This window comes from Pseudomaricurvus alkylphenolicus (assembly GCF_011683955.1).
Taxonomy (GTDB): Bacteria; Pseudomonadota; Gammaproteobacteria; order Pseudomonadales; family Cellvibrionaceae; genus Pseudomaricurvus; species Pseudomaricurvus alkylphenolicus.
The window spans coordinates 144,587-168,100 of the sequence record NZ_JAAQPI010000005.1 but is presented as its reverse complement, the minus strand read 5'-3'; the positions used below and the strand labels follow the sequence as shown (position 1 = coordinate 168,100).

The 23,514-nt window shown below is 53.1% G+C and carries 17 protein-coding genes; 7 read left to right on the top strand and 10 right to left on the bottom strand.

Annotated features, from left to right (window positions below; genetic code table 11):
* The first annotated feature begins 239 nt into the window (after window positions 1–239).
* From HBA55_RS14915 to HBA55_RS14905, 3 genes are read left to right on the top strand one after another with little or no spacing between them, the layout of a single operon-like run.
* Window positions 240–2,633, top strand: a complete 2,394-nt coding sequence (locus HBA55_RS14915) for a glycoside hydrolase family 65 protein (RefSeq protein WP_166992888.1) — start codon at window positions 240–242, stop codon at window positions 2,631–2,633.
* Window positions 2,623–3,288 carry a beta-phosphoglucomutase gene (gene pgmB, locus HBA55_RS14910; RefSeq protein WP_166992885.1) on the top strand — a complete coding sequence of 222 codons (666 nt, stop codon included), beginning with the start codon at window positions 2,623–2,625 and terminating at the stop codon, window positions 3,286–3,288. The genes HBA55_RS14915 and pgmB overlap by 11 nt, the downstream gene beginning before the upstream one ends.
* A 36-nt stretch (window positions 3,289–3,324) precedes the next feature.
* Entirely contained in the window at window positions 3,325–5,628 is a 2,304-nt protein-coding gene (locus tag HBA55_RS14905) for a TonB-dependent receptor (RefSeq protein WP_166992882.1), read from the top strand.
* A 782-nt stretch (window positions 5,629–6,410) separates the two neighbouring features.
* Here the strand turns inward: HBA55_RS14905 and HBA55_RS14900 are convergent.
* The 7 genes from HBA55_RS14900 to HBA55_RS14875 form a co-directional block, all read right to left on the bottom strand.
* Complete coding sequence (locus HBA55_RS14900; protein ID WP_166992879.1) at window positions 6,411–7,262, bottom strand: beta-keto acid cleavage family enzyme; 852 nt, start codon at window positions 7,260–7,262, stop codon at window positions 6,411–6,413.
* A 13-nt stretch (window positions 7,263–7,275) separates the two neighbouring features.
* Window positions 7,276–8,229 (bottom strand): 3-hydroxyacyl-CoA dehydrogenase family protein, encoded by a 954-nt coding sequence (locus HBA55_RS14895; RefSeq protein ID WP_166992876.1) that lies wholly within the window; start codon window positions 8,227–8,229, stop codon window positions 7,276–7,278.
* Entirely contained in the window at window positions 8,222–8,344 is a 123-nt protein-coding gene (locus HBA55_RS37845) for a hypothetical protein (protein WP_277345608.1), read from the bottom strand. Before HBA55_RS37845 ends, HBA55_RS14895 begins: the two co-directional genes overlap by 8 nt.
* Window positions 8,345–8,452: 108 nt before the next feature.
* Window positions 8,453–9,943 (bottom strand): sodium:solute symporter family protein, encoded by a 1,491-nt coding sequence (locus HBA55_RS14890; RefSeq protein WP_166992873.1) that lies wholly within the window; start codon window positions 9,941–9,943, stop codon window positions 8,453–8,455.
* Window positions 9,944–9,958: 15 nt separating this feature from the next.
* Window positions 9,959–10,759 carry an SDR family NAD(P)-dependent oxidoreductase gene (locus HBA55_RS14885; RefSeq protein WP_166992870.1) on the bottom strand — a complete coding sequence of 267 codons (801 nt, stop codon included), beginning with the start codon at window positions 10,757–10,759 and terminating at the stop codon, window positions 9,959–9,961.
* The gene (locus tag HBA55_RS37450) at window positions 10,756–11,106 is read right to left on the bottom strand and encodes a cupin domain-containing protein (protein WP_166992867.1); all 351 of its coding nucleotides are present in this window, start codon (window positions 11,104–11,106) and stop codon (window positions 10,756–10,758) included. The genes HBA55_RS14885 and HBA55_RS37450 overlap by 4 nt, the downstream gene beginning before the upstream one ends.
* 10 nt (window positions 11,107–11,116) lie before the next feature.
* On the bottom strand, window positions 11,117–11,986 hold the full coding sequence (locus tag HBA55_RS14875; RefSeq protein WP_166992863.1) for a cyclase family protein: 870 nt from the start codon (window positions 11,984–11,986) through the stop codon (window positions 11,117–11,119).
* Between the two features lie 257 nt (window positions 11,987–12,243).
* Between HBA55_RS14875 and HBA55_RS14870 the strand changes: the two genes are divergently transcribed.
* The 4 genes from HBA55_RS14870 to HBA55_RS14855 all read left to right on the top strand — a co-directional run bounded on the left by HBA55_RS14870 (window position 12,244) and on the right by HBA55_RS14855 (window position 17,783).
* Entirely contained in the window at window positions 12,244–13,011 is a 768-nt protein-coding gene (locus HBA55_RS14870) for an IclR family transcriptional regulator (protein ID WP_166992860.1), read from the top strand.
* Between the two features lie 130 nt (window positions 13,012–13,141).
* Window positions 13,142–14,296 carry an acyl-CoA dehydrogenase family protein gene (locus HBA55_RS14865; protein ID WP_166992857.1) on the top strand — a complete coding sequence of 385 codons (1,155 nt, stop codon included), beginning with the start codon at window positions 13,142–13,144 and terminating at the stop codon, window positions 14,294–14,296.
* A 346-nt stretch (window positions 14,297–14,642) separates the two neighbouring features.
* Entirely contained in the window at window positions 14,643–16,916 is a 2,274-nt protein-coding gene (locus HBA55_RS14860) for a TonB-dependent receptor (protein ID WP_166992854.1), read from the top strand.
* A 108-nt stretch (window positions 16,917–17,024) separates the two neighbouring features.
* Window positions 17,025–17,783, top strand: coding sequence for an IclR family transcriptional regulator (locus HBA55_RS14855; protein WP_166992851.1), 759 nt, complete (start codon window positions 17,025–17,027; stop codon window positions 17,781–17,783).
* On the opposite strand, the gene HBA55_RS14850 is transcribed toward HBA55_RS14855, so the two are convergent.
* The 3 genes from HBA55_RS14850 to HBA55_RS14840 form a co-directional block, all read right to left on the bottom strand.
* Window positions 17,780–19,474 (bottom strand): AMP-binding protein, encoded by a 1,695-nt coding sequence (locus tag HBA55_RS14850; RefSeq protein WP_166992848.1) that lies wholly within the window; start codon window positions 19,472–19,474, stop codon window positions 17,780–17,782. The genes HBA55_RS14855 and HBA55_RS14850 overlap by 4 nt on opposite strands.
* 267 nt (window positions 19,475–19,741) lie before the next feature.
* A complete protein-coding gene (locus HBA55_RS14845; RefSeq protein WP_166992845.1) occupies window positions 19,742–21,949 on the bottom strand; it encodes a TonB-dependent receptor in 2,208 nt (735 codons plus the stop codon).
* Between the two features lie 259 nt (window positions 21,950–22,208).
* Complete coding sequence (locus HBA55_RS14840) at window positions 22,209–23,213, bottom strand: AraC family transcriptional regulator (protein WP_166992843.1); 1,005 nt, start codon at window positions 23,211–23,213, stop codon at window positions 22,209–22,211.
* Window positions 23,214–23,514: the final 301 nt, after the last annotated feature.

The following is a 23,514-nucleotide window of genomic DNA, read 5'->3' as shown; positions in this document are numbered from 1 at the left end:
TATCTACCAAAAAATAATCCTTATTTTTCAATAGGATAAGGCTGACACTCCTCATCTAACCGCATTTCACTGATATCCGGATGTCTTTCATCATAGCATTGCATTATTTTTTTGCAATCGATTGCATGATCCAAAAACCAATGCTAAATTAACCTCAATGCAATCGATTGCAATACTTTCTGAAATCGCGGTCGAATCTGCAAAAGACGATGTTTCAAACAACGGTTGCCCTTTGACTTATGACTCATACCCCTTATTTGAATACAGCCGACAATGAGTGGGCTATTACCGAAACCCCTTATCGCTCAGACAACAGCGAACTGAACGCGACGCTGTTTGCACTGGGTAACGGTTATATCGGCATTCGCGGCGATTTTGAGGAATGCCGTTGTAATCACCTCGCCCAAGGCACCTTTCTCAATGGTGTTTTTACCGCCGCCGCCATTACTTATGGTGAAAAAGCCTTTGGCTATGCTGAAAAAAATCAGAGTCTTGCCTCCGTTGCCAACGGGCGCCTGATGACGATTCGCGTTAACGGTTCTGAATTCTCGCTCGACCAGGGTGAGGTTCTCGGGTATCGCCGGCAGTTGTCCATGGCAACCGGGCAACTGGTGCGAGAGATTCAATGGCGCTCGCCCAATGGCGAAACCATTGAATTGTGCTTCCGCCGTATGGTTTGCCAGCATCAAAGCAACCTGGCGATGCTTGAGTGCGAGATCACCGCACTTGATTTCGACGGCACAATAGAAGTGACATCAGGACTCTGTGCACGCCGCCGCAATCCTCAATCTATCGAACACGAAAGCGACGAAATTCACGACCCCCGAGCGGCCAATGCCGTCGACTCAAGTGATTACCAGACGCTGACGGCAACCACCGAAGAAGGCTTGCTGTCACTTTGCCAACAAATACAGACCAGCGGTTTCACCGTAGTGGCAAAGGCTCAACATCAGGTCAAGACCCAGTGTGACTGGAACGCAAAAAACGAACGTCAGGACGACAATCTCTATCGTCACTTTATGTTTCAAGTTTCATCAGGTGATCGCGTTTCCTTGACAAAAACCTTGGTTTACGTCGCTTCAAGGGAAAGATCTGCTTCGGAACTGGAGCAGTCTGTAGTGGATTGTCTTCAAAAGCAGCAAGGATTGAACTACTCCGAACAGGCCCGTCGCCACCAAGCCCCATTAAGCGAATTCTGGCATAACGCCGATGTTCAGCTTGATGGTAATCCGGACATGCAACAGGGCATGCGCTTTAGCCAGTTTCACCTTCTCCAGTCGGTCGGCCGCGACGGCAAAACCAATATTGCAGCCAAGGGCCTCAGCGGAGACGGCTACGATGGACATTATTTTTGGGATACCGAGATTTATATCCTGCCCTTCTTCCTGCACTCCCAACCGGAGCTGGCTCGTAACCTTTTAAGTTATCGCCACAGTATTCTCGATGCCGCGCGTCAACGCGCTCGGCAGATGGCGATCAGCAAGGGAGCGCTGTTTCCCTGGCGCACCATCGCCGGTGAAGAATGCTCCGCTTACTACCCCGCCGGAACAGCGCAGTTTCATATCAATGCCGACATCGCCTACGCGGTGAAACGTTATCACCAGGTCACCGGAGACGACGAGTTTATGCTGCAGCAAGGCGCTGAGATTGTACTGGAATCTGTTCGTATCTGGATGGAACTTGGTCACTTCAATGCCCGTCGTGATGGCGAATTCTGTATTGATGGCGTTACCGGCCCCGACGAATACACGGCGGTGGTCAATAACAACTTCTTTACCAATTGCATGGCACAGAACCACCTTCAATATGCGGTTGAACTGTGCCAATGGCTACAGCAGGAGTATCCGGAGCGATACGAACAGTTGCGTTTACAGCTACAACTTCAGACCGAGGAAATTCAACAGTGGGCACTGGCGGCGGAGAAAATGAGGTTGCCAGAGGATGCTAAAACCGGCGTTCATGCCCAGGATGATGCTTTCTTCGATAAGAAAGTCTGGGACTTTGCCAACACGCCGAAAGAAAACTATCCCCTGTTACTGCATTACCATCCACTGGTCATTTATCGTCATCAGGTTTGCAAACAGGCTGACGTGGTTCTGGCCTTGTTCCTTCTGTCGGAGCAATTCAGTATCGAACAAAAGCGCCGGGATTTTGATTACTACGAGTCGATCACCACCCACGACTCCACGCTTTCCGCCTGTATGCACGGTATTCTTGCCTGCGAACTGGGATACGCGGACAAAGCCATGGACTATATGCGCGATGTAATGCGCATGGATCTGGACAACCATCATCACAACACCGAGTACGGAGTCCACACCGCCTGCATGGGGGGAGCCTGGATGTCCGTCGTCAATGGTTTCGCCGGCATGCGCGTCCTCAGTGAGGGCTTGAGCTTTCATCCCCGACTCCCACAGGACCTCGACGGTTATCGTTTCTCGCTGCTCTACGGAGGCAGCCGTGTTGAGATAAAAGTGGATGCTGCCAATGTTCAGTACCGATTGCTGGAGGGGGACTCTCTGCAGTTTAAACACGCGGGAAACAACATCACCCTGAACACCCTCAACCCTCAACAACAATTTGACCTGGTACCGCTTACCCCCCAAACGACAGGAGCCGCCCATGCGCTGTGATTACCAAGCTGCCATTTTTGACCTCGACGGAGTGATTGCCGATACCGCTCATCTGCACTTTCAAGCCTGGAAACAACTGGCCAACGAGTTGGAAATGGATATTGAAGACAGCCTGGAAGAACAGCTGAAAGGCATTGATCGCATGGCCTCATTGAACCTAGTGCTGGGGGCCCGCGTCCATGAGTTCAACGACGAACAGAAAATGGAATTTGCAACCCGCAAAAACGAGTACTACCTGCAAGAGATCCGCCAGCTGACCAGCGACGATTTATTACCCGGTGTGCGCACGCTTCTGGCCAGTCTGGTGGCGGCGGGTATTCCCGTCGGCCTGGCCTCCGCCAGCAAGAATGCGAAAGTGGTTTTAAGCGGTTTGGGCATAAGCGCACTGTTCGATTATATCGCCGATGCCAATCTGATCGCCAACCCCAAACCCCATCCGGAAATATTCCTGACTGCTGCCAGGGGTTTGGGTGTCACCGCCGAGCATTGCCTCGCCTTTGAAGACGCCATTGCCGGCGTCGAAGCCATCAAACGGGCCGGAATGGCAGCCATTGGCGTCGGCTGTCCCCGTGAATTGAATGACGCCGACGATGTTTATAACGATTTAGAAGAGTTTCCAATGCAAAGGTATTTCCAGCTATCGCTGGCAGCCTGAGTAATTACTACAATAAACCCTGAGAGGGAGATAACGATGAAGAAAAATGCACTGGCATCCGCCGTTTCGACCCACGCCCGCCTGGGCGGCAAATCTATTGGCCGCTGGCTGGCCCTGCCAATGCTGCTTGGCGCCATGACTGCCGGCGCCGAGGAGTCCAAGAAAGAGGTCGGCGAAATCAAACTGCTGGACCTGGAAGAGGTTGTAGTCACCGGCACTCCGGGTGGGGCCGGCGTACGTAAACTCGACGCCAGCTTCGCTATCACTACCGTTGACGAAGAAGCCATCAAACAGTTTTCCCCAAAGAGCACCGCGGATCTGTTTAAGACCATTCCCGGTGTTTGGGTCGAAAGCTCCGGTGGCGTCAGCGGCGCCAATATTTTCGTGCGTGGATTCCCCAGCACCGGTGATGCAGACTTTGTCACCGTGCAGGTGGAAGGTGCGCCCATCTATCCCCCCTCTACCCTCTCGTTCCTGGAAAACTCAACCCTGTTCCGCATTGATGAGACCATCGATGGCATGGAAGCGCTGCGCGGTGGCCCCAACCCCGTGTTCTCCAACGGCCAGCCGGGGCTGACCACCAACTTCCGTCTCAAGCAGGGCGGTGAAGAAACCGAGGGCATTCTCAAGTACAGCACCTCGGACTACGACCTGCAGCGTGTCGACGGGATGATCAGCGGCAAGATCGCCCCCGAGTTTTACTATATGGTGGGCGGCTATGTGACTCGCTCTCCCGGTATTCGCGACGCGGAATTCGATTCCGAAGAAGGCCACCAGCTCACTATCAACCTGACCAAAGAATGGGGTTCCGGTAAAGCCAACTTCTATCATCGCAACACCGACGACCACGGCACCTGGTATTTGCCCGTGCCGCTGGAAGCTCCGGGGGTAGACGCCGGTACCTTCACCTATGTCGGCAATACCACCAAAAAGCGCGCCGTAACCGTAAACGCTAATGGTGACCAGATTGTGTACGACTTTTCCCAGGGCCGCGGCTGGGACGGTAGCGTTACCGGCTTCAATATCGAACACGACTTTGCCAACGGCTGGACGGTTCGCAACCGCTTCAACATCACCTCCGGCGATGCCAACACCTACGGATTGGTGCCCTCCGGCGGTGCCGTACCCATGTCCGAACTGGCCGCCGGTTTGACTGCGACGACGGAATTCTCAGACCGCACGCTGGATGGCGACGATTGGGTTCAGGCTGTGGGCTTCTGGGTGGTGGAAAAAGACATCGAATCCAAGAGCAACGACTTCAGCGTCAGCAAGACCTTGGATGACCACACGATTACCGCCGGTTACTACTGGTCCAAGTACAGCGCTGACGAGGTTTGGTCACTGGGCAATCAGGTGGCGTTTGAAGTCAGGGCCAATGGAGAGCCGTTAACCGGCATCGGCTGTAGCGATATTCCCGGGGCGGGATGCTGGGCCTACGGAATTGACGCGACCGGCGAAACCGAAACCAAAGCCTTTTACATTGCGGACGAATGGCAGATCAATGACGACTGGCGCATTGACGCCGGCATTCGCCGTGAAACAGCAGATACCGATTATCGTGTTGACTCCGGCCCCGGCTACGCCGACGGCAGTATCGATACCGACCGAAGCCTGAGCGATTCCAAAACCTCCGGCACCCTGGGCGTTAACTACACCCTGAATGAAGACTCCGGCATTTTCGGCCGCATTGGCCGAGGCTTCCGCTTCCCAACCTTTGACATGATTCGCGAAGGCCAGGAAGTGGTCCAGGAAATCGATCAGTACGAGCTGGGTTACAAATTTTCCGGTGACACCTTCGGTCTGTTTGCCACCTTCTTTTACAACGATTTTACCGGCCTGAACTTCACCCCCTTCCCCGGTGCACCCACCCAGCAATCCGGTGCCGAGGCTTACGGGGTTGAACTGGATGCGCAGTACGACAACGGCGAGAACTTCCGAGTATCTGTCAACGCCACACTGCAAAGCACCGAACTGACCGACACCGTGGCGGAAAACGAAGGCAACTCTGCACCTCGTCAGCCGGACTGGCAGATCCGCATCTCTCCCAGCTACGACTTCCACATGGCTGGAATGGAAGGTACTTTGTACGGTACTCTGACCGCTGTGGACGACCGCTTTGGTGATAACGGTAACTCCCAGGACCTGCCCGGTTACGAAAAAGTCGACCTTGGTGTCATCCTGCGGGTTAACGAGCAGGTTACCCTGCAACTGGTGGGCGACAATATAACCGACGAAGAAGGTTTGACCGAGGGTGACCCGCGTATCACCGGCAACGCCGCTGGCAACGGTCGCACCATTCTGGGCCGCTCCTACGTATTCAGCGCCAGCTACGAGTTCTGATCGCTTCTCACTGCATGTCGCAGTACGCTTGGCCGGTGCTCTGATGGGTACCGGCTTTTTTGTTGCCATAAGCTGCCGTTCGAATCGGCAGGGTTTTGCTCTCGCGTAGGTTGGATTAGCTTCGCTTCGCGGAGCGTAATCCGACGGTTCCGCCGGCGATGTTCGTTAGCTGCGGCCTGGTTTTTAACACCTTGGGATGTTGCTGCAACAGGCGTTCTATAAATGGCCGCCGCCAATTTAAACCTTCGGCGGATCGGTGGATTACGAAGCGCAAAGCGCTTCTAATCCACCCTACGTCGTGCGGCCGTTGCAGACATTTACGGCATCCCGCACCATGCAAAAGAAGGCAAAAACGTGAAGCTAAGGGCCGCTTCGAAGGGAGCACAGAGGTCTAATTAAGAAACCAATTGTCGATCAAAAGGGCCGATTCGGGGTATAACCATATGGGACCGTCTTCGCCATGGATGGCGAAGCAGAGCTACAGGGATGTATTCATGCGTGTCCCAGATGGTTATACCCCGAAGCGGACCGTTCCCGAACTATAAAAGAAAACGGCTCCCTTCGAAGCGGCCCACCACGATCCAGCTAGTGCACGAACAGAACACCATTCAATGTCCTCTGGCACAACAGAGACATTGCCGACCCAGTCGCGGTCGGAGCCCGCTGCTACGTACGTAGATAAATCCTGCCGGTACTGAACTTCCGGTTTTGGCACCAAGCAGAAAAAGTCTGCGGCTTTCAGTGTTAATATAATTCACTATTGTCAATGAAGCCGTAAGAGACTAACCCGGACAATTCTGAAGATTCAGAATCTGTCTGGCTTCCTCAGGCGTTGCAATGGACTTGTCGATTTCCGACACCATCCGTTTACTGCGCTCAACAAACTCCACATTAGACTTGGCCAGCTGTCCCTTGCGATAGAAGATATTGTCCTCCATACCGACACGAAGATGCCCTCCCAAAGCCAGAGCCGCATACTTGATCGGCAGATGCCCACGGCCAATACCCAAAGCCCCCCAGGTAAAATTATGCCCCAGGTTTTCACGGCAAATATCCAACAGGAACATCAGATTCTTCACCTCCGCCGTCATACCCCCAGGCGCCCCCAGCACAAACTGCAAATGCGGTCGCTCCTGCAGCAGACCCTTTTTCAGATAATGCAGCATGTTATAAACCATGCCACCATCAAAGATCTCAATCTCCGGCTTAACCTTGCACTCCACCATGGTAACCGCCAGCTTTTCCAGAAACTTGGGACTGTTTTCAAACACTGTGCTGTGAGCCCAGTTCATGGTACCGCAATCGTAAGACGCAATTTCCGGTCGCAGCTCCTGGAAGGGTTTCATCCTTATCTCATCATCCAACCCCAATCCACCCGAAGTGGTCAGGTTGATCACAATGTCACAACGGCTGCGAACCAGATCCACCGTTTCCTTGAACTTATCGAAATCCATCGACGCATTGAATTCATCGTCGCGAACATGTATGTGCGCAATCGAAGCTCCAGCTTCCCAGCAACGTACAATTTCATCCGCCTCTTCCTGCGGTGTCAGCGGAATATAGGGTGTATGTTCTTTAGTAGGCCAGGCGCCCGTACAAGCGACCGTCAGCAGTACTTTATCGTCGAGTGACATATTCAACCTCGTCTTAGTTATCAGAGTGTGGAAAAGGAGATTCAGTGACTTTTAGCAGGTACTGGATCAAGTTCTTGCGAACGCTGTCCGCCTGCTCCGGCGTCCAGTTTCTAAAGCCGCTACCGGTCTTCATACCGAGCTCGCCGGCATCTACCTTATTTATCAGTACCCGTGCCGGTCCCCGGTCGGCATTAAGATCTTCAAGCACAACACTGTGTATGTCCTGGGTCAGATCAAGACCCACCAAGTCAGCGTTTTCAATCGGACCCAAAACGGGTAATCGCATACCGAAACTGTTTTTGACGGCAACATCGATAGTCACCGGATCGCAGACCCCATCGTTAATAAGAGCGACAGCTTCCCGCCACAAAGCATGTTGCATGCGATTGGCCACGAAACCGGTCACGTCTTTCTTGACATGAATAGGCTTCTTGCCGACATAGTCGAGCAGCGCCATCATATTCAACACACAGGTTTCCGAGGAGCGATCCGACTGCACTACTTCGACCAGGGGAACCAAATAGGGTGGATTCCACCAGTGGGTGCCGATAATTCGCTCAGCCGTCTTCAAACCAGCGGCAATATCCCGAATCGGAATAACGGAGGTATTGCTGGCAAGAATGCAGGAAGACGGCGCGGCGACCACCAGCTCCGCAAATATTTTTTGCTTGATCGGAAGTTTTTCTGGTGCCGCCTCGATAACAAAATTAGCGTTGCTTACTTCACTGGCAAGATCATCCGCAATTCTGATGCATTCCAGGCAGGCGTGATTGAGCCCTTGCAGGTCGAGGTTGGCTCTGATTTTGTCCAGTGCAGTGTTTCGCGCCTCTTCAACCGGGTCACAGATCACCGTTGAGATGCCCTTTTGTGCAAACACTTGCGCGATTCCGCACCCCATCAAACCCGCGCCGACCACCACGATCTTGGCTGAGAGATAACGGGATTCACTTTCACTCTTACTAGTCATGCTTTTCTTCCTGCTTCTCCAGAAGTACGCCAACAAAGGCGATGCCGGCAAATACCAACATCATCACCACTACGCCACCCATCCACAGGCGGGTTACTGCCAGTTCTTCCATCATCAATCTCCTTTGGAGAGAAAATGGGCAATGCCCTGCCCCACCACAATAATGATCAGAATCAACAACGCGCTGCTTAAAAAGATGTCCCAGAACATAACGCCCTTCTCCTTAACTGTTGCCACCGACAGCCAGCTCTGCGTTGAACTTTTGATGGTACTCGTCAGATCGAAAGTAGCCGGCTTGTCCCGGAAACATCAGATTGGCAACAACCCCGACCACGAGAGTGACACCGAGAGTCACGTAGGCATTGGCGACAGAGGCCATGCCCAGAACTTCCGGCAAGGATGTGAAAGACCAGGCCGAATTGGTCAACCAGGCAGATATCAGCGTGAGAATTGCCGCCGCGGCACTGCGCTTCCATATAAACCCGAACACCACTACCCAGAAAATGGGTACCAGCCAGGAAAACAGCCAGTTCATGGCCGCCAGAATCGGTGGCAGATACGCGGCCACTGCCATGGCGATCGCTGCCAGAACCACGATGGTGATACGAATAACCCGGGTACATTCCGCTTCGTCAGCATCCGGCCGATAAAGCCGTTTGTAAATATCCATGGTGAAGATCGTGGCCGGCGACAGGCTGGTCATGGCAAAGGTAGACAGAATCGCCGCCAGAAAAGACGCCAGCAATAGCGCCGCCAGCCAGCCCGGCAACAGGTTAACCAGCATCGTGGTGGCCGCAACCTTTGGCCCCAGGGCTTCGAACTCCGGCATGGACTTGGCCGCCAGACCGATCACTACGGCAAAGACCCCGAACAGACCATTCACGGGTGCGGCAATCCAGAGCGCTTTTTTGATGGTCTTTTCGTCTTTTGCCGCCATCGTTGGTTGCAACAACATCTGGTTAATACCCTGGCTGAACACCACGGCAATCACTGTTCCCAGACCAAATGTCAGCAGTATCTCGGGCGTACCGTAGATACTTAACATAAAGTCATTGCCCGTATCGGTGTAGTAGTTGGCAACCGATTCGTAACTGCCACCGGGTAACTTAAAAGCTAAAAAGACGGTGGCCAGTATTAAACCGATATACATGACCACCGCGTTAACGAGGTTAACCCATCCGACTTCCTTGATACCGGCAAGAACCACATAGAAGATCCCGACAATACCACCAATGACAGCGCCGTTACTGATCTCCCAACCGGTCATGGAAGCGATAATGATGCCAATGCCCTGGGTTTCGATGGTAAGAATGCCAAAGATCACACCAGCCATGACGCAGGAAACCAACAGTCGAGTGTTGCGTCCAAAAAACGTTTCCAGAATTTCCGGAACGGTGCTGACACCCATACGTCGAACCCAAAGCCCGGTACTGGCGCAAACCACCACCAGCAGGATGACATGGGCGATGCTAAACCAGACCGCGGATGCACCTAGCGTCCAGGCCATTTCGAACACGCCGAGAATATGGGCAGTGCCCAACACCGTGAGTGCCATGGTGACTGCCACAACACTCACGGGCAGGGAACGCCCCCCCAGCGCAAAATCACCTTCCTGATGCGCGTGACCGGCTTCTTTGCGAGCGAGATACCAGCCAACACCGGCGATAACCGCTATTTCATAGACGAAAACGGCAATGATAATTCCGTATTGCATGGTACCTGCTCCCACTTATCCGGCCGTATATCCGCCATCCGCGTAAATGATATGGCCGGTATGGAAATCCGATGCCCTGGAACACAGAAACAGCAGTGGTCCCGCGAGGTCCTCCGGTTCACCGAGTCTGCCAATAGGCACCCGAGCCAGGAAGCCCTCGCGCACTTTGGTTGCTTCGTCGTTATCTTCAAACATCCAGGCCGTCAAAGGAGAACGAAAAACCGTAGGCGCGATGGCATTTACGGTGATGCCGTATTTGCCCCATTCACAACCCAGCGATTTCGTTAGACCGTCCGTCGCCGCTTTGGAAGCACAATACGCAGTGTAGCCCGCCGGATGACCGAGCTTGCCTCGCGCCGACGAGGTAAACACGACTTTGCCACCCCGCCCCTGTTCGATCATTCTTCGCCCTGCTGCTCTCGCCATCAACCAGGAACCGTCAACGTTAGCCGTCATGACTTTGTCGAAGCGTTCTTTATCCATATCAACAATCGGCGCGACATCATTCAGACCGGCGGCGAACACTAAAATGTCAACGCCGCCATAAGCCTGCACGGCGGCGTTGACGATCGCTTCGCAGTTCTCTTCCGAATCCGGACGACGGGCAACCTGAATCGATTCAATACCCTCGCTGCCCAGTTCTGTGGCCAGCTCTGCGAGGGTGTCGGCATTGCCAGCTGTAATGACCAGACGCGCGCCTGAATTTCCTAATGTCTGTGCAACGACTTTTCCGAATGAACCCGTCGCTCCCACCACAATGGCGGACTTACCACTGATATCAAAAAGCTGCTGTGGATTTTTTAACAATTCGCTCATCTTGCACCTTCCGGATAATTCATGATCACCAGCATCCATGCGGTACTGTTACCTCGATTGATGATTTCCCGCATTTCATTGGGGCCGATATAGCAGCTGTCGTTTTGTTTGAGTACGGTTTCTTCGCCGTCTTCCAAGACAATAGTGACTTCGCCGGACTGCACTACGTAGATCTTTTCCAGTGGAGAGGCGTCCATTTGCGCCCCCCCGCCAGGAAGAAACTGGGACAGTCCGACCCAGAATTTGCTGCTGTCGCTAGCGTCCCAGCCCTGCAATCGCAGGCCCCGCATATCGTAGTGCTTGGGAGCCTCGTAAGGCTTGGCGTCTTCAAATCGCGTTACCTGCACTGCACTTACCTCACTCGGTGGAACCGGTTTCGATGCGGTAATTACCGGTGGGGTCAATCATTGCAACCAGGCGAACAATACAACCGTCGCCTTTCTTCCAGCGCCACGGAAACGCCGCAAAAGTCACGCGCTTGCCGGTGACTTTATCAATATCACCACCAATATTTTCGAAACCACAAATGCCGTTCGAAAGAATCGCGTTGTGGCAGGGCTCCCACTCTGGAAAATCTTCCAGTACATCGCGACCGGTTTCGGCTTTGTACTCCGCGCAGACCTGGGGCAGAAGACCATGAGGAGCACTGGGACCGTGAGGTCCAATTGCGGTGGCCAGCGGGTGGTCCAAAGCTTGGGTGTCGTTGCCCACCATTTTGACTTTTTTCTCCACAAACCATTCACCGGCCTCTTTGCCAAAACCCGGTGCATAACCGTAGTAGTGAAGATTGTCACCGTAGTATTTGTGCCAACCGGTGTTCACGATCACGATGTCGCCTTCGCGCACGGTGGGAGTCGCCCTTTCGAGATCTTCCGCCGTAATCAACTCCCACTTTTTCTTGGGGATGTCCAGAACAACACCGGTACCGAAGAAGTATGGCAAGGGAACTTCGTCCATAAAGGGTGTTCCGGGTACCACATGGGCCGGTGCATCAATGTGGGTACCCGAATGCATCACCGTGGTGATGCGTTGCGTTAATACACCGCTCTTGGCCATGTTATGAAGACGCTCGATTTTTACATCTTCAAAATACGGCCAGCAGGGCTGACCCAATCCCCATGGATGACTGAGATCGTACATCTCCAGTCCCATGCGGTTGTTCAGATTGGATTCTTCAAATACACACAGACCTTCGTCGCGCCAATCGCCTTGTTCCCAACTAGTCATGAAAGTTTCCTCTTTGATTTATTACCACGCTTGGCATCAATTACTTGTACCGCAATATGGTCACCGCCAACCGCATGCAAATACAATAATACCTATTTGTACCGCATGTCAATCACTGAGTACCATATTGCAGTACATGTAAAATTTGCGGCACACGCAGGCTGCCCGCATAGCGGTACACAAATTCTTACCGCTGGGGTTATACTGCCGACCAATAGGAACCATCTGTTAAGGCAACAGGAAGAAGAGAGCCCCGTATGGAAAAAGAAAGCAGTTCACGTCAGGGAGTTCAGGTGATTTCCCGAGCGGCATCGATTTTGAGGGTTCTGGAAAATAAACCCGAAGGATTAAGTCTGGGTGCAATTGCCAAAGAACTGGGGCTGGCGCGCTCTACCGTACAGCGCATTGTCTATGCCCTTGATGAGGAGCGATTTGTGATTGCGGCCTCGCCCACCGGTCGAGTGAGATTGGGCCCGGGCCTTGTCTCTCTAGGTTCAGCGGCCAAATTGGATATTGACCGTTTGATCCTGCCTTACATGAAACAACTGTCTGAAGAGATTGGTGAAACAGTGGACCTGTCAGTTCGGGATGGAGACATGATGGTTTTTATTGATCAGATTGCCGCTGAAAATCAACGCCTGATGGCCATTTCCGCCGCTGGTCACGCCTTCCCGATTCACACCTGTGCCAATGGCAAGGCCGTATTGGCAGGCATGGACGAGGATAAGCTCGACGCCTTGCTGACACGCCCACTGAAGGCATTCACGAAAACCACCATTGCCAGCAAACAGAAGCTGAAGAAAGAACTGGCTTCCATTCGCGAAGCGGGCTTCGCCATCGATGCGGAAGAACACCAGGAAGGTATTTGCGCGGTGGGCGCCCAGATCTCCGCGCCTGATGGGCAGGTGTTTGCGTTATCGGTTCCGGTGCCCTCGGTTCGCTTCTATGGCAATGAAAACAGACTTGCCAAGAAGCTGATTCAGTATTGTCGGACCATTGAAAAGGCACTGGGAGGCGAAGCCTAGCTTATCAAAATCGATCTTTAGCCAGAAATATCAGGCCTGGTCTTAAAATATCCAATTCCACTCTGCGGAACTGAGTGCTACTATTGAGAGACAACAGTCTTTCAAAGTTTCACAATCAGAGGGTTCCCCCATGATTCGCGACCCAGCTATTCTGCAGCAACTCATCGACACCCTGGCGCGCTTTGTGCGCAACCGCCTCATGCCGGCCGAAGCTCAGGTTGCTGAAGAAGACGATATCCCCGGTGATATCGTTGAGGAAATGAAAGCCATGGGACTGTTTGGCCTGACCATCCCGGAGGAATACGGCGGTCTCGGTCTGACGATGGAAGAGGAAGCCCTGGTGGCCATGGAACTGGGCCGCACATCACCGGCGTTTCGCTCGATTCTCGGAACCAATAACGGTATTGGTTCCGCCTCGATCGTGTTCGATGGTACCGAAGAGCAGAAAGCAAAATACCTGAGTCGCTATGCCAGTGGGGAGCTGATTGGGTCATTTTGCCTGACCGAACCTGATGTCGGATCGGATGCGGCCTCGGTTCGAACCAGCGCTCGAAAACAAGGCGATCACTATGTATTAAACGGCACCAAGCGGTTTATCACCAACGCCACCCGTGCCGGCACCTTCACCGTTATGGCAAGAACCAACCCGGAGATCAAAGGCGCAAGAGGGGTTTCGGCATTTATTGTTGATGCGGATACTGCAGGCATCACCGTGGGTCCCAAGGACAAAAAAATGGGCCAGGCCGGATCACATACCGCCGACGTTATTTTCGAAGACGTAAGAGTCCCGGCAGCCCACCTGATTGGCGGCAAAGAGGGTGAAGGATTTATCACATCAATGAAAGTGCTGGACCGTGGTCGACTGCATATCGCCGCTGTCAGTGTCGGTGTCTCCGAACGTTTGATCGAAGATGCGCTGCAATATGCAGTGGACCGAAAGCAGTTTGGAAAACCTATAGCGGAACATCAAATGATTCAGGCTATGCTGGCCGACAGCAAAACAGAAAGCTATGCCGCAAAGTGTATGGTATTGGACGCAGCCCGCCAACGGGATGAAGGCGTTAATATCACCACTGAAGCGTCCTGCTGCAAACTGTTTGCAACGGAAATGGTTGGCCGGGTTGCCGATCGAGCGGTGCAAATTCATGGTGGTGCCGGTTATATGTCTGAGTACGCCGTCGAGCGTTTTTACCGGGATGTGCGTTTGTTCCGTCTATACGAAGGAACATCTCAAATTCAACAATTGGTCATTGCCCGCAATATGATTAAAGCGATTCAAGATTAGAGTCTCCTGCATTTCCCCGCCATTCTAAAGCAAGTACCACACCGCTAATCTGAAAATCTGATTTTCCTGTACCAGCCCCGACACCTGCTTCGGGGTTTTTATCTCCTTGCGCTATAACTCGTCATTTTCTCGCTACCAGAAACTCTATCTGTGGCGGTAAATCTGGGTTTCATCGGTTGACACTTCCAAACTACGGGAGTAACTTAACCTTATTGCGGTTTTCCTGTACCACAATACGGTCATAAAGATCAGTTGCAGCTCAGCGAAATTGAGCGCATTTGACCGGCGACGGGACGGCAGCAATACCCAAATCACAATAACGATACTGTTTGAGGAGAATCTGCGGATGAAAAATCCTTCCCCGAAAGCTTTCTTGCCTTGCCTGCTGGCAACGGCCGTTGCGACCGCCAGTGTGAACATCTGTGCCGCCGAACTTGAGGAAATTGTAGTCACCGCACAAAAGCGAGCCCAGTCGTTGCAGGACGTACCCGTCACTGTCTCTGCCCTGGATGGAGAGGCCCTGGACAAATTTGGGGTGGATGACTTGTTCGAAGTCGCCAATCTGGTTCCGGGTATGGTTTTCTCCCGCGCTCCTGATGATGGTCTGGCGTTGACGCTACGAGGCCTGGGTACTCCTGCGCGCACCCAATCTTTTGACCAGTCCGTGGCACTGTTTCTCGATGGTATGTTTGTGGGCAAAGGCCGCATGTACTCGTCAGCGTTTTTTGATGTCGAACGAATGGAAGTGATCAAAGGTACCCAAAGTACACTGCTGGGTAAAAACACCAGTCTTGGGGCCATCAGCATTGTGACCCAGAAACCCGGAGATACTCTGGGCGGTTTTGCGCAAGTCAGTCGCGAGTTTGAAAACGGTGGCTGGAGCCTTGATGGCGCCATCGATATACCCGTCAGCGATGACTTGAGTGTGCGCCTCGCCGCTCACGCCGTTGACCAGGATGGCTGGGTAGAAAACCTGGCCACCGGTCATGATTTACCCGCCGACGAAGACCTGGGCTTTCGCGCCACTGCTGTGTATTCACCTTCGGACAGCCTAACCATTACTGCGACTTACCAATATTCCGACAGCGAACGTCTAGGCAACGGATATCAGTACGTGGACAACGACGGTTACTTTACCGACGACGTACTGGCCATTATTGGTGAAGCGGATCTGGACGATACCAAAACCGCAATTTGTCCCGAGTGCCCCTCCAACGAGAGTTTTCATGAAACCAATGTGGACTCATTTAACCTGACCATTGAAAAGGACTTCGACAGCTTAACCTTTACATCTGTAAGTTCTTTTGCCACCTACGATATGGAGTTCTATGACGACTTCGATTTTGGTGCCGCATTTGATGAAGTTACCTACGTGCAAACGGGTGAAGTGGTCCCCTACAGTACCTACTTCTACCGCGAGGAAGAATACGACCAGTTTTCCCAGGAGCTGCGACTGACCTCTCCCGGCGGAGAAACCATCGACTATGTTGCGGGCCTGTTTTACTTCAAGAGCGATTGGGAATCATCCGAAGCCCAGCACTTCAATACGCCGAACTTCCCGCCGGTTGGCCCCACCGGGCAGATCTTTAACGGCTCATTTACCAATAACTTTGCCCAGAAAACTGAAACCTGGTCCCTGTTCGGCCAGGCGACCTACAACATTTCAGAAACCTTCCGTGCCTCACTGGGTTTACGCTATACCACCGAAGAAAAAGACGTGGTGTTTGAGCGTGTGCAGGGCTCCTTGGCGACACTGTGGAACAGTGTGATTAATCCTCCGTTTGATGCCCCTCTCTCATTCGAAGATGATTTCGTTAACGGCAATTTCAATCTGCAGTACGACCTCAATGAAGACGTGATGTTGTATGCCTCCTATGGACTCGGCACCAAGACCGGTGGGTTCGCTGAGTCCGCCGAAGTTCCTACTGCCGATCCGTCACTGGACGTGTCAGAAGGTGGCTCTGCGGTGAAATCCGAAGAGGCCAGCACCTGGGAGCTGGGCGCCAAAATGACACTGCTCGACGGCAGCATGAATTTAAATGTGGCCCTGTTCAGTACCGACATCACTGACTTTCAGGAAACCTCGTTCCAGGTCAGTGGTGGATCCGCCGCCTTCCTGACCCGTAATATCGATGTGGAATCCGAGGGTATGGAAATTGATGGACAGTGGCAAGTCACCGAAGCCCTGTTACTCAGTGGCGGTGTTACCTACGCAGACAGCATCAATGCCGATGATGGCTCAACGCTGGCACAGGCACCAAAACTGACCGGCAGCCTGGGCTTTCTTTACGAAGCTCCCCTACCCGCCCTGGGACTGGACTTTAGCGCCAACAGTTTTGTGCGTTATCGCGACGATATGGTCAGCCAGATCAACGAGACCTTTCCATCAGACAGCCTCACCACTTGGGATCTGACGCTGGGGTTGCGCTCTCCCGAGGAAACCTGGTCTGTGAATTTGATTATGCAAAACCTGGCCAACTCCCGAGCCAGCGATTTCAGTGGACCTCCAGCCGGACCCGTGGGCGCGCTGTTTGGTGCCCCGACCGGTGACCAGGGGATTACTTCTGAAACTCTGAATGCACAACGCACTATCAAGCTCCAGGCTCGCTACAACTTTTGATCCTGGGAATATGTTCGTAGAACAATAATCAAATACGGTACACCTATATCGCAATGCGGTATAGGTGTGTTAAGATAGTGACGTTCCATATACAGAAGTCGAAGTTAAATGTCTGATTCCAACTCATCCCGCCAGGGGGTACAGGTCATCTCCCGCGCCGCCAGTATTCTGAGAACGCTGGAGCGGCATACGCAGGGACTGAGTCTGGGCGCCATCGCTAAAGAAACCGGGCTGGCACGCTCCACCGTGCAACGCATTATCTACGCGCTGGAAACAGAGGGATTTGTGATTGCCGCCTCACCCGGAGGACGCGTGAGACTCGGGCCCGGGTTGGTATCACTGGGCTCTGCCGCCAAGGCCGATATTGACCGGGTGATTTTGCCCCATATGAAACGACTGTCAGAAGAGGTGGAAGAAACAGTCGACCTGTCCGTGCAAGACGGCGACATGATGATTTTTATAGATCAGGTCACTGCACAAACCCAACGCTTGCGCGCGGTATCCGCAGTAGGCAACGCCTTTCCAATCGGCCGCTGTGCCAACGGCAAGGCCGTGTTGGCCAACTTGCCAAAGGAACAAGCCATTCAACTGTTGTCATTACCGGGAGATCAACAATCCACAGGTCGTCCAATGCAACCACTGCTGGATGAACTGGAATCGATTCGGGCTTCCGGTGTAGCCTTTGACCGCGAAGAACATTTAGAGGGTATCTGCGCTGTGGGCGCAGCCGTCGATGACCCTTATGGGCGCAATATTGCGTTGTCTATTCCCGTACCTGCCGTGCGCTTTTACAAGAACGAAGAACGGCTGGCAAAGAAACTGCTTCAATATTGCACCATCATCGAGGCCGCCTTGGGGCGATCTTAGGCCTCCTGCCCCAGTCGCTCGGACATGGCCTCGCGCATTTTAAACTTCTGGATTTTTCCTGTCACGGTCATAGGGTAATCATCCACAAATTCAATATAACGGGGAATCTTGAAGTGGGTGATATTGCCTTTGCAGTAGGCTTTCACCTCAGCGTCGGTAAGCTCCATGTCGGGCATTAACTTAATCCAGGCACACACTTCTTCTCCCATTCGCTCATCGGGAACTCCGAAAACCTGCACTTCCTGAATGGCGGGGTGCCCGTATAGAAACTCCTCCACCTCACGCGGGTACACATTTTCCCCTCCACGAATCACCATATCCTTGGTGCGACCGACCACACGTACATAACCCTCGGCGTCCATAATGCCGATATCACCGGAATGCAACCAGCCGGCAGAGTCGATAGTCTCAGCGGTTTTTTCCTCGTCGTTCCAGTAGCCCAGCATCACCGAATAGCCGCGCGTGCAAATCTCACCCTTTTCACCGATGGCAACGGGTCTGCCCTCTGCATCGGCGACTTTCACTTCCACCCGTGGAAACGCCTTGCCTACCGTTTCAATACGTTTAGCCACTGGGTCCTGTGGTTTGGTGAGGTGATTTAGCGGACTCACTTCGGTCTGCCCGTAGCCAATCAGAATATGCTCCATATGCATATCGCCCATCACCCGCTTCATCACTTCTTCAGGACAGGGAGCGCCGGCCATGACGCCAGTGCGCAAGCTGCTGAGATCGAAACTGGCAAACTCCGGGTGATCCAGTTCGGCAATAAACATGGTCGGCACACCGTGCAATGCCGTGCAGCGCTCTTTCTCAATCACCTGCAAGGTGGTGAGGGGATCGAAAGCATCACTGGGATACACCGCCGCCGATGCCGTACTGATACACGCCAGGGCTGCCAGTACCATGCCAAAACAATGATACAGCGGCACGGGAATACAGAGCCGATCATCCGGGGTGAAACCCATGGTCTTGGCAGTAAAGTAGCCATTGTTAAGGATATTGCAGTGGGTCAGCGTGGCACCCTTGGGTCTACCCGTGGTACCGCTGGTAAATTGAATATTGATGGGGTCATCCGGTTTTAGTTCCGTCGACAACTCCAGCAATCGCTGCGCTTCGGTGTCGCCACCCATCTCACACACGGCGCCAAAATTAAGCATCCCGGGCGTATGGGCCTCACCCATGCGAATAATCATGCGCATATGGGGTAACTTTTGCAGCTGTAGCTGGCGGGGATCGGCCTCGTTGAGTTCAGGCGCCAACTCCTGCAACATGTCCAGATACATGCTGGTCTTAAAACTCTCCGCCGCGATAATGGCTTTGCACTCCACTTTATTGAGCGCGTACTCCAGTTCATAGATACGATAGGCCGGATTGATACACACCATTATCGCGCCAATCTTGGCGGTTGCGAATTGGGTCAGGCACCATTCAAAACTGTTGGGCCCCCAGATACCCACTCGGTCTCCCGGCTTGATACCGAGCTTTAGCAGACCTGTCGCCAGTCGATCAATTTGCTGTTGGAATTCCCGGTAAGTCCAACGAATATTCTGGTGCGAAACCACCAGTGCTTCACTATCAGGGTGTTGCTTCACCACACGATCAAAGTAGTTGCCAATGGTTTCGTAAAGCAGCGCTTCGGTGGCGTCGCCACACATGTAACTTTGGTACAACCCCGGACTTGACTCAGTCATCTCAGTAGACCTCATATTGATACGTCTTCCAGACAGTAGTTTCGAATTGTTTTTCAGTTAAGTTGTATGTTCTAAATATTCTTTTCCAATCATCGTAAACTCCTTTTTCATTTTCGGTACCGTGGAAAAAGGCCCGGCCAGTGTTTTTTAGCCATTGAAAAAACGGCCGGGTATAAGACTGCCTGCTCTTGCGAGATCCTACACAGGGGCACTCAGGTACCCCCTCAGGCAGTTGTCTGGAAAAGAAAGCGGGCTTCAATAGTCGTACTAAAAATCGTAAGTCAACTCCAGACCATAGGTTCTCGGTGGCGTCTGGTAGTAGTTTCTCACTCCAATGGCACTGACGTTAATACCGAAGTCATAGTAAATCTCGTCCTTCAGATTGCGGCCAAACAGAGACACCTTGAGGTTTTCATCCGGGTTGGTAAACACCACACTGGCATCAAACAGCTCGTACTGGTCAACCGGCAAGGTGTTGAGATCGTCGGCAAACGTCTGGTTCACAAAGGAGTACGAAAGACGCCAGGTCAATGCCCCCTTATCGCCCAGTTCCATATCGTAAGTCACCGCAGCGTTGGTGGTCATCTCAGGCACCATGTTAAAGTTGATGGCGCTGGCATCTTTACCGGTGCGGGCAGTGGCGTAGTCATACTCATCGTATTCGGCATTGATCCAGCCGACGGAGCCTTCCAGAACCAATTGGTCGGTCAGCATCAATACAGCGTCGAACTCGACCCCTTGAATAGTTGCCGTTGCCGCATTAAGAATCTGCTGACCACCGGAAGTGTTCAATACGGTGCGCTGCAGATCGTCGTATTCGTTTTGGAACAGTGAGAAATTAACGTGGGCCTTACCGTCCATCAGGGTGGACTTTACGCCGATTTCCAGAGCGTCTACCACTTCTTCATTGTAGGGTCCGGGCGCCGACGCCTGATCAGGTGTACCGAAGGTCAGGTCGGTAAAGCGAACATTGTAGCCGCCGCTGCGGAAACCACGGCTGTAGCTGGCAAACGCCATGATGTCTTCATTCACGTCCCAGGTCAGGCCCACCTTGGGGGAGAAGTTGTTCCACTTTTCATCGTCGAAAAACGCTGGCTCACAATCACTGAGGCTGGCTTTGACCTCGAAAGGCGCCAGTTGTGTTGCACAGTTTCCCGTCGCATTGGGATCACCGATAACACCCACTTCTGCATCTTTGGTTTCGGTGCTGAAACGCCCGCCCAAAGTCAGCACCAGGGAATCGGTCAAATTGATATCGGACTGCGCAAAAATTCCGGCCGTTGAATGATCAATGGTGGAAACGCCCCGGCGGTCAACAACGTCCAGCAGCAGGCGTCGTTCCGCGTAGGTGTATTCCTGTTCGAACAGATAAACGCCGGCGGTGAGTGATACATTATCGGTCAGGCTACCGGCCCAGCGAACTTCCAGGCTCAGTTGGTCCTGGTCGATGCCGGTACCGTCGGCAAAGTGAAACAAAGTATCCACATGGCCATCGATATCAGTAACGACTCGTTGCTCCAGATCCCGGTATCCCAAAACGGTGGTCAGCTGACCATCCCACAGTTCCCAATTGGTTTCCAGCATCAGGTTGACCCACTCCAGATCACTGCTGCCTTTGTCACCCTGCAAGGTGGAATCGTCTTTGTAGGGGTCGGCGAAATAACCGTCGTCAGCCGTCCAGAACAGACGAGTACCCAGCGCGTCACCTTCCATATCGCCGTATTCTGCAATCAGCGCAGCATCAAAGTTTTCTCCCTGATAAGTCAGCGCGGGACGAACCAGCAAAGACTCCGCAGCGCCCTGCTTGCCGCCAATGGCTTTGTTATCCCAGTAGCCTTCGTGATCTTTGGACAGAACGGCGAGCTTTGCACCCCAGTTGTCGTTGAGCGGACCGCTGACCACTACCGAAAAGTCCTTGCGCTCATGACTGCCGACAGTTGCACGTAAACGTCCTTCGAATTCATCGCCCGGGCGGGTTGAACGCATGGAGATGGCGCCACCGGTCACGTTGCGACCAAACAGGGTTCCCTGCGGGCCGCGAAGTACCTCAATAGATTCCAGGTCAAAAAGATCGGTCACCACGCCATAAATGGTACCGTAGGAAATACCGTCCATCACCACACCCACAGCCGGGTCGGCGGACGGGATACTCTGTCCCACCGTACCCATTCCGCGAATGGCGAAGTTCGCCACACCCGGTGAAGTCGCCATGGGCGTCAGGTTGGCGTTGGGTGTGTTGAGGCCAATGTCGGTCAGATTAACGGCGAACATAGCATCCACCTTGTCACCTGAGTAGGCCGTAATGGAAATGGGCACATCCTGCACCGCCTCAGCGGCGGATTTCTTCTGCGCCATAACTTTGACTTCTTCAATCAGGCTGCCGAGCCGACTCTCCGCCTGGGCAATGGAGCTGACAGCCACAGACGTGGCCAGCAAGGTTTTTATCCAAACGTTGGCATTGTGCTTCGCGTTCATTCGTCTCTCCCTTAAAGAGCATCAGTGGTTACAGGCTCCGTTGTTGTTTATATAGGGTTCCCGGCTCTTGTTGGCCGTGGTTATGGAAGTTGGAGCCTCTGTAGAGCACTATCCTCCATCGGCGATATTGGCGCTATTCGTCAGGCGAACATCGCTATTCGTTTGGCGAACACTGTATGAAATATCGGAACAGGAGGGCTGGAAACGAGCGCTGCTCCCCCTTTTGGGTCAGGGAGGATGTGCGGTTTCCTCGGCAACGCTATTTCGAGCGCGCGAGAGTCTCTGAGGGAGTACAGCCGTATTGCTGCTTATAAAGGCGTGAGAAGTGGCCAAAACTGGCGACTCCGTGGTTGAGCAGGATCTGACTCACTTGTTGGCCGTCTCCCGCATGCTTCAGGGCTTCATGAACCCGACGCAGCCGCTGCACACGAATGTATTCGCTGGGTGTGGTATCCAGGTAGCGCAGAAAGCCTTTTTGCAGGGTTCGGGCCGTGACCCCCACCGCGGAGGCCATGTCTGCGAGACTAATGCTCTGGTCCATGTGCTCTTCGATATAGGCGATGGCTCGGCGCACATGTCGCGGACCGGTCACCGTGACATCCTGATTGAGTAAATCGCTGTAGTTATGGGGCTGAGTGGTTAGCAGCTGGGAAACCAGCATATCGCTGGCGTGGGCCAGAAAGGGTTCGCTGCGGGCCAAAGGGTCGGTCAAAGACAGCTGACTGGTCAGGTAGGATAAGGTACGCCACCAGGCATCAGCGCTGCTCTGTTGAGAATCGCGGTTCATCTCCAGATCAAAGCGCAGGGGCTCAATCACTTCGCGGTTGAGCAGCTGGCTGAGTTTGCGCTCCATTTTGTCCCGCTCGATCATAACAATCAGGCGATTGCTGCCGCTGTGCAGGAACATTCGATAGTCCGTGGCGGGGGACACCACCACAGTGCTGCCTTCGCTGGTTTGGACCTGATCACGTCCCAGGGTGATTTCTGTGTGGCCACGCAGTGTGGTTTGGGTAAAGAAATAACGATCGGATTCCGGATTGACCTTAACATCGGCACCGTAGCAACCACAGATAAGCGCCATTTCGTTAAAGAACAGGCCATCGTATTGGGTCGCCATGTCGTGCCCGCTGGCCACAATATCCATGGAATGGCGACTGAAATTGCGCGAAACCAGATCCTCCGCCTCTTCGATATCGGAGGACTGAAACAGGGGAAACTTGCTCAAAGGATTGGCGACGTCCCACTGTGGGTTCAGTGGCTGCATATTTCTTCTCTCTGCTTTTACTGCCCGGAATCTCTTTGATCCCGATTTATTATAGTTGAGTTACGGTACCACTTTTGCAAGCCGTCTGCACCGTGAGCGTGCATGGGCGTGACCGCCCTGCTCAGATTGGCTATACTGGCGGCCTTATATGACCTTTAATTGCCCATTGACTCTGGGCGCAATTCAATAGACCATGAAGTCATAAGCAGATTGTTCATAAAAGCATCAATTAAAAGAACATCAAACGATAATAACGATTTAAGCGACCTCATTTGCGTCTGCTGAGAATGGACTCTGACCG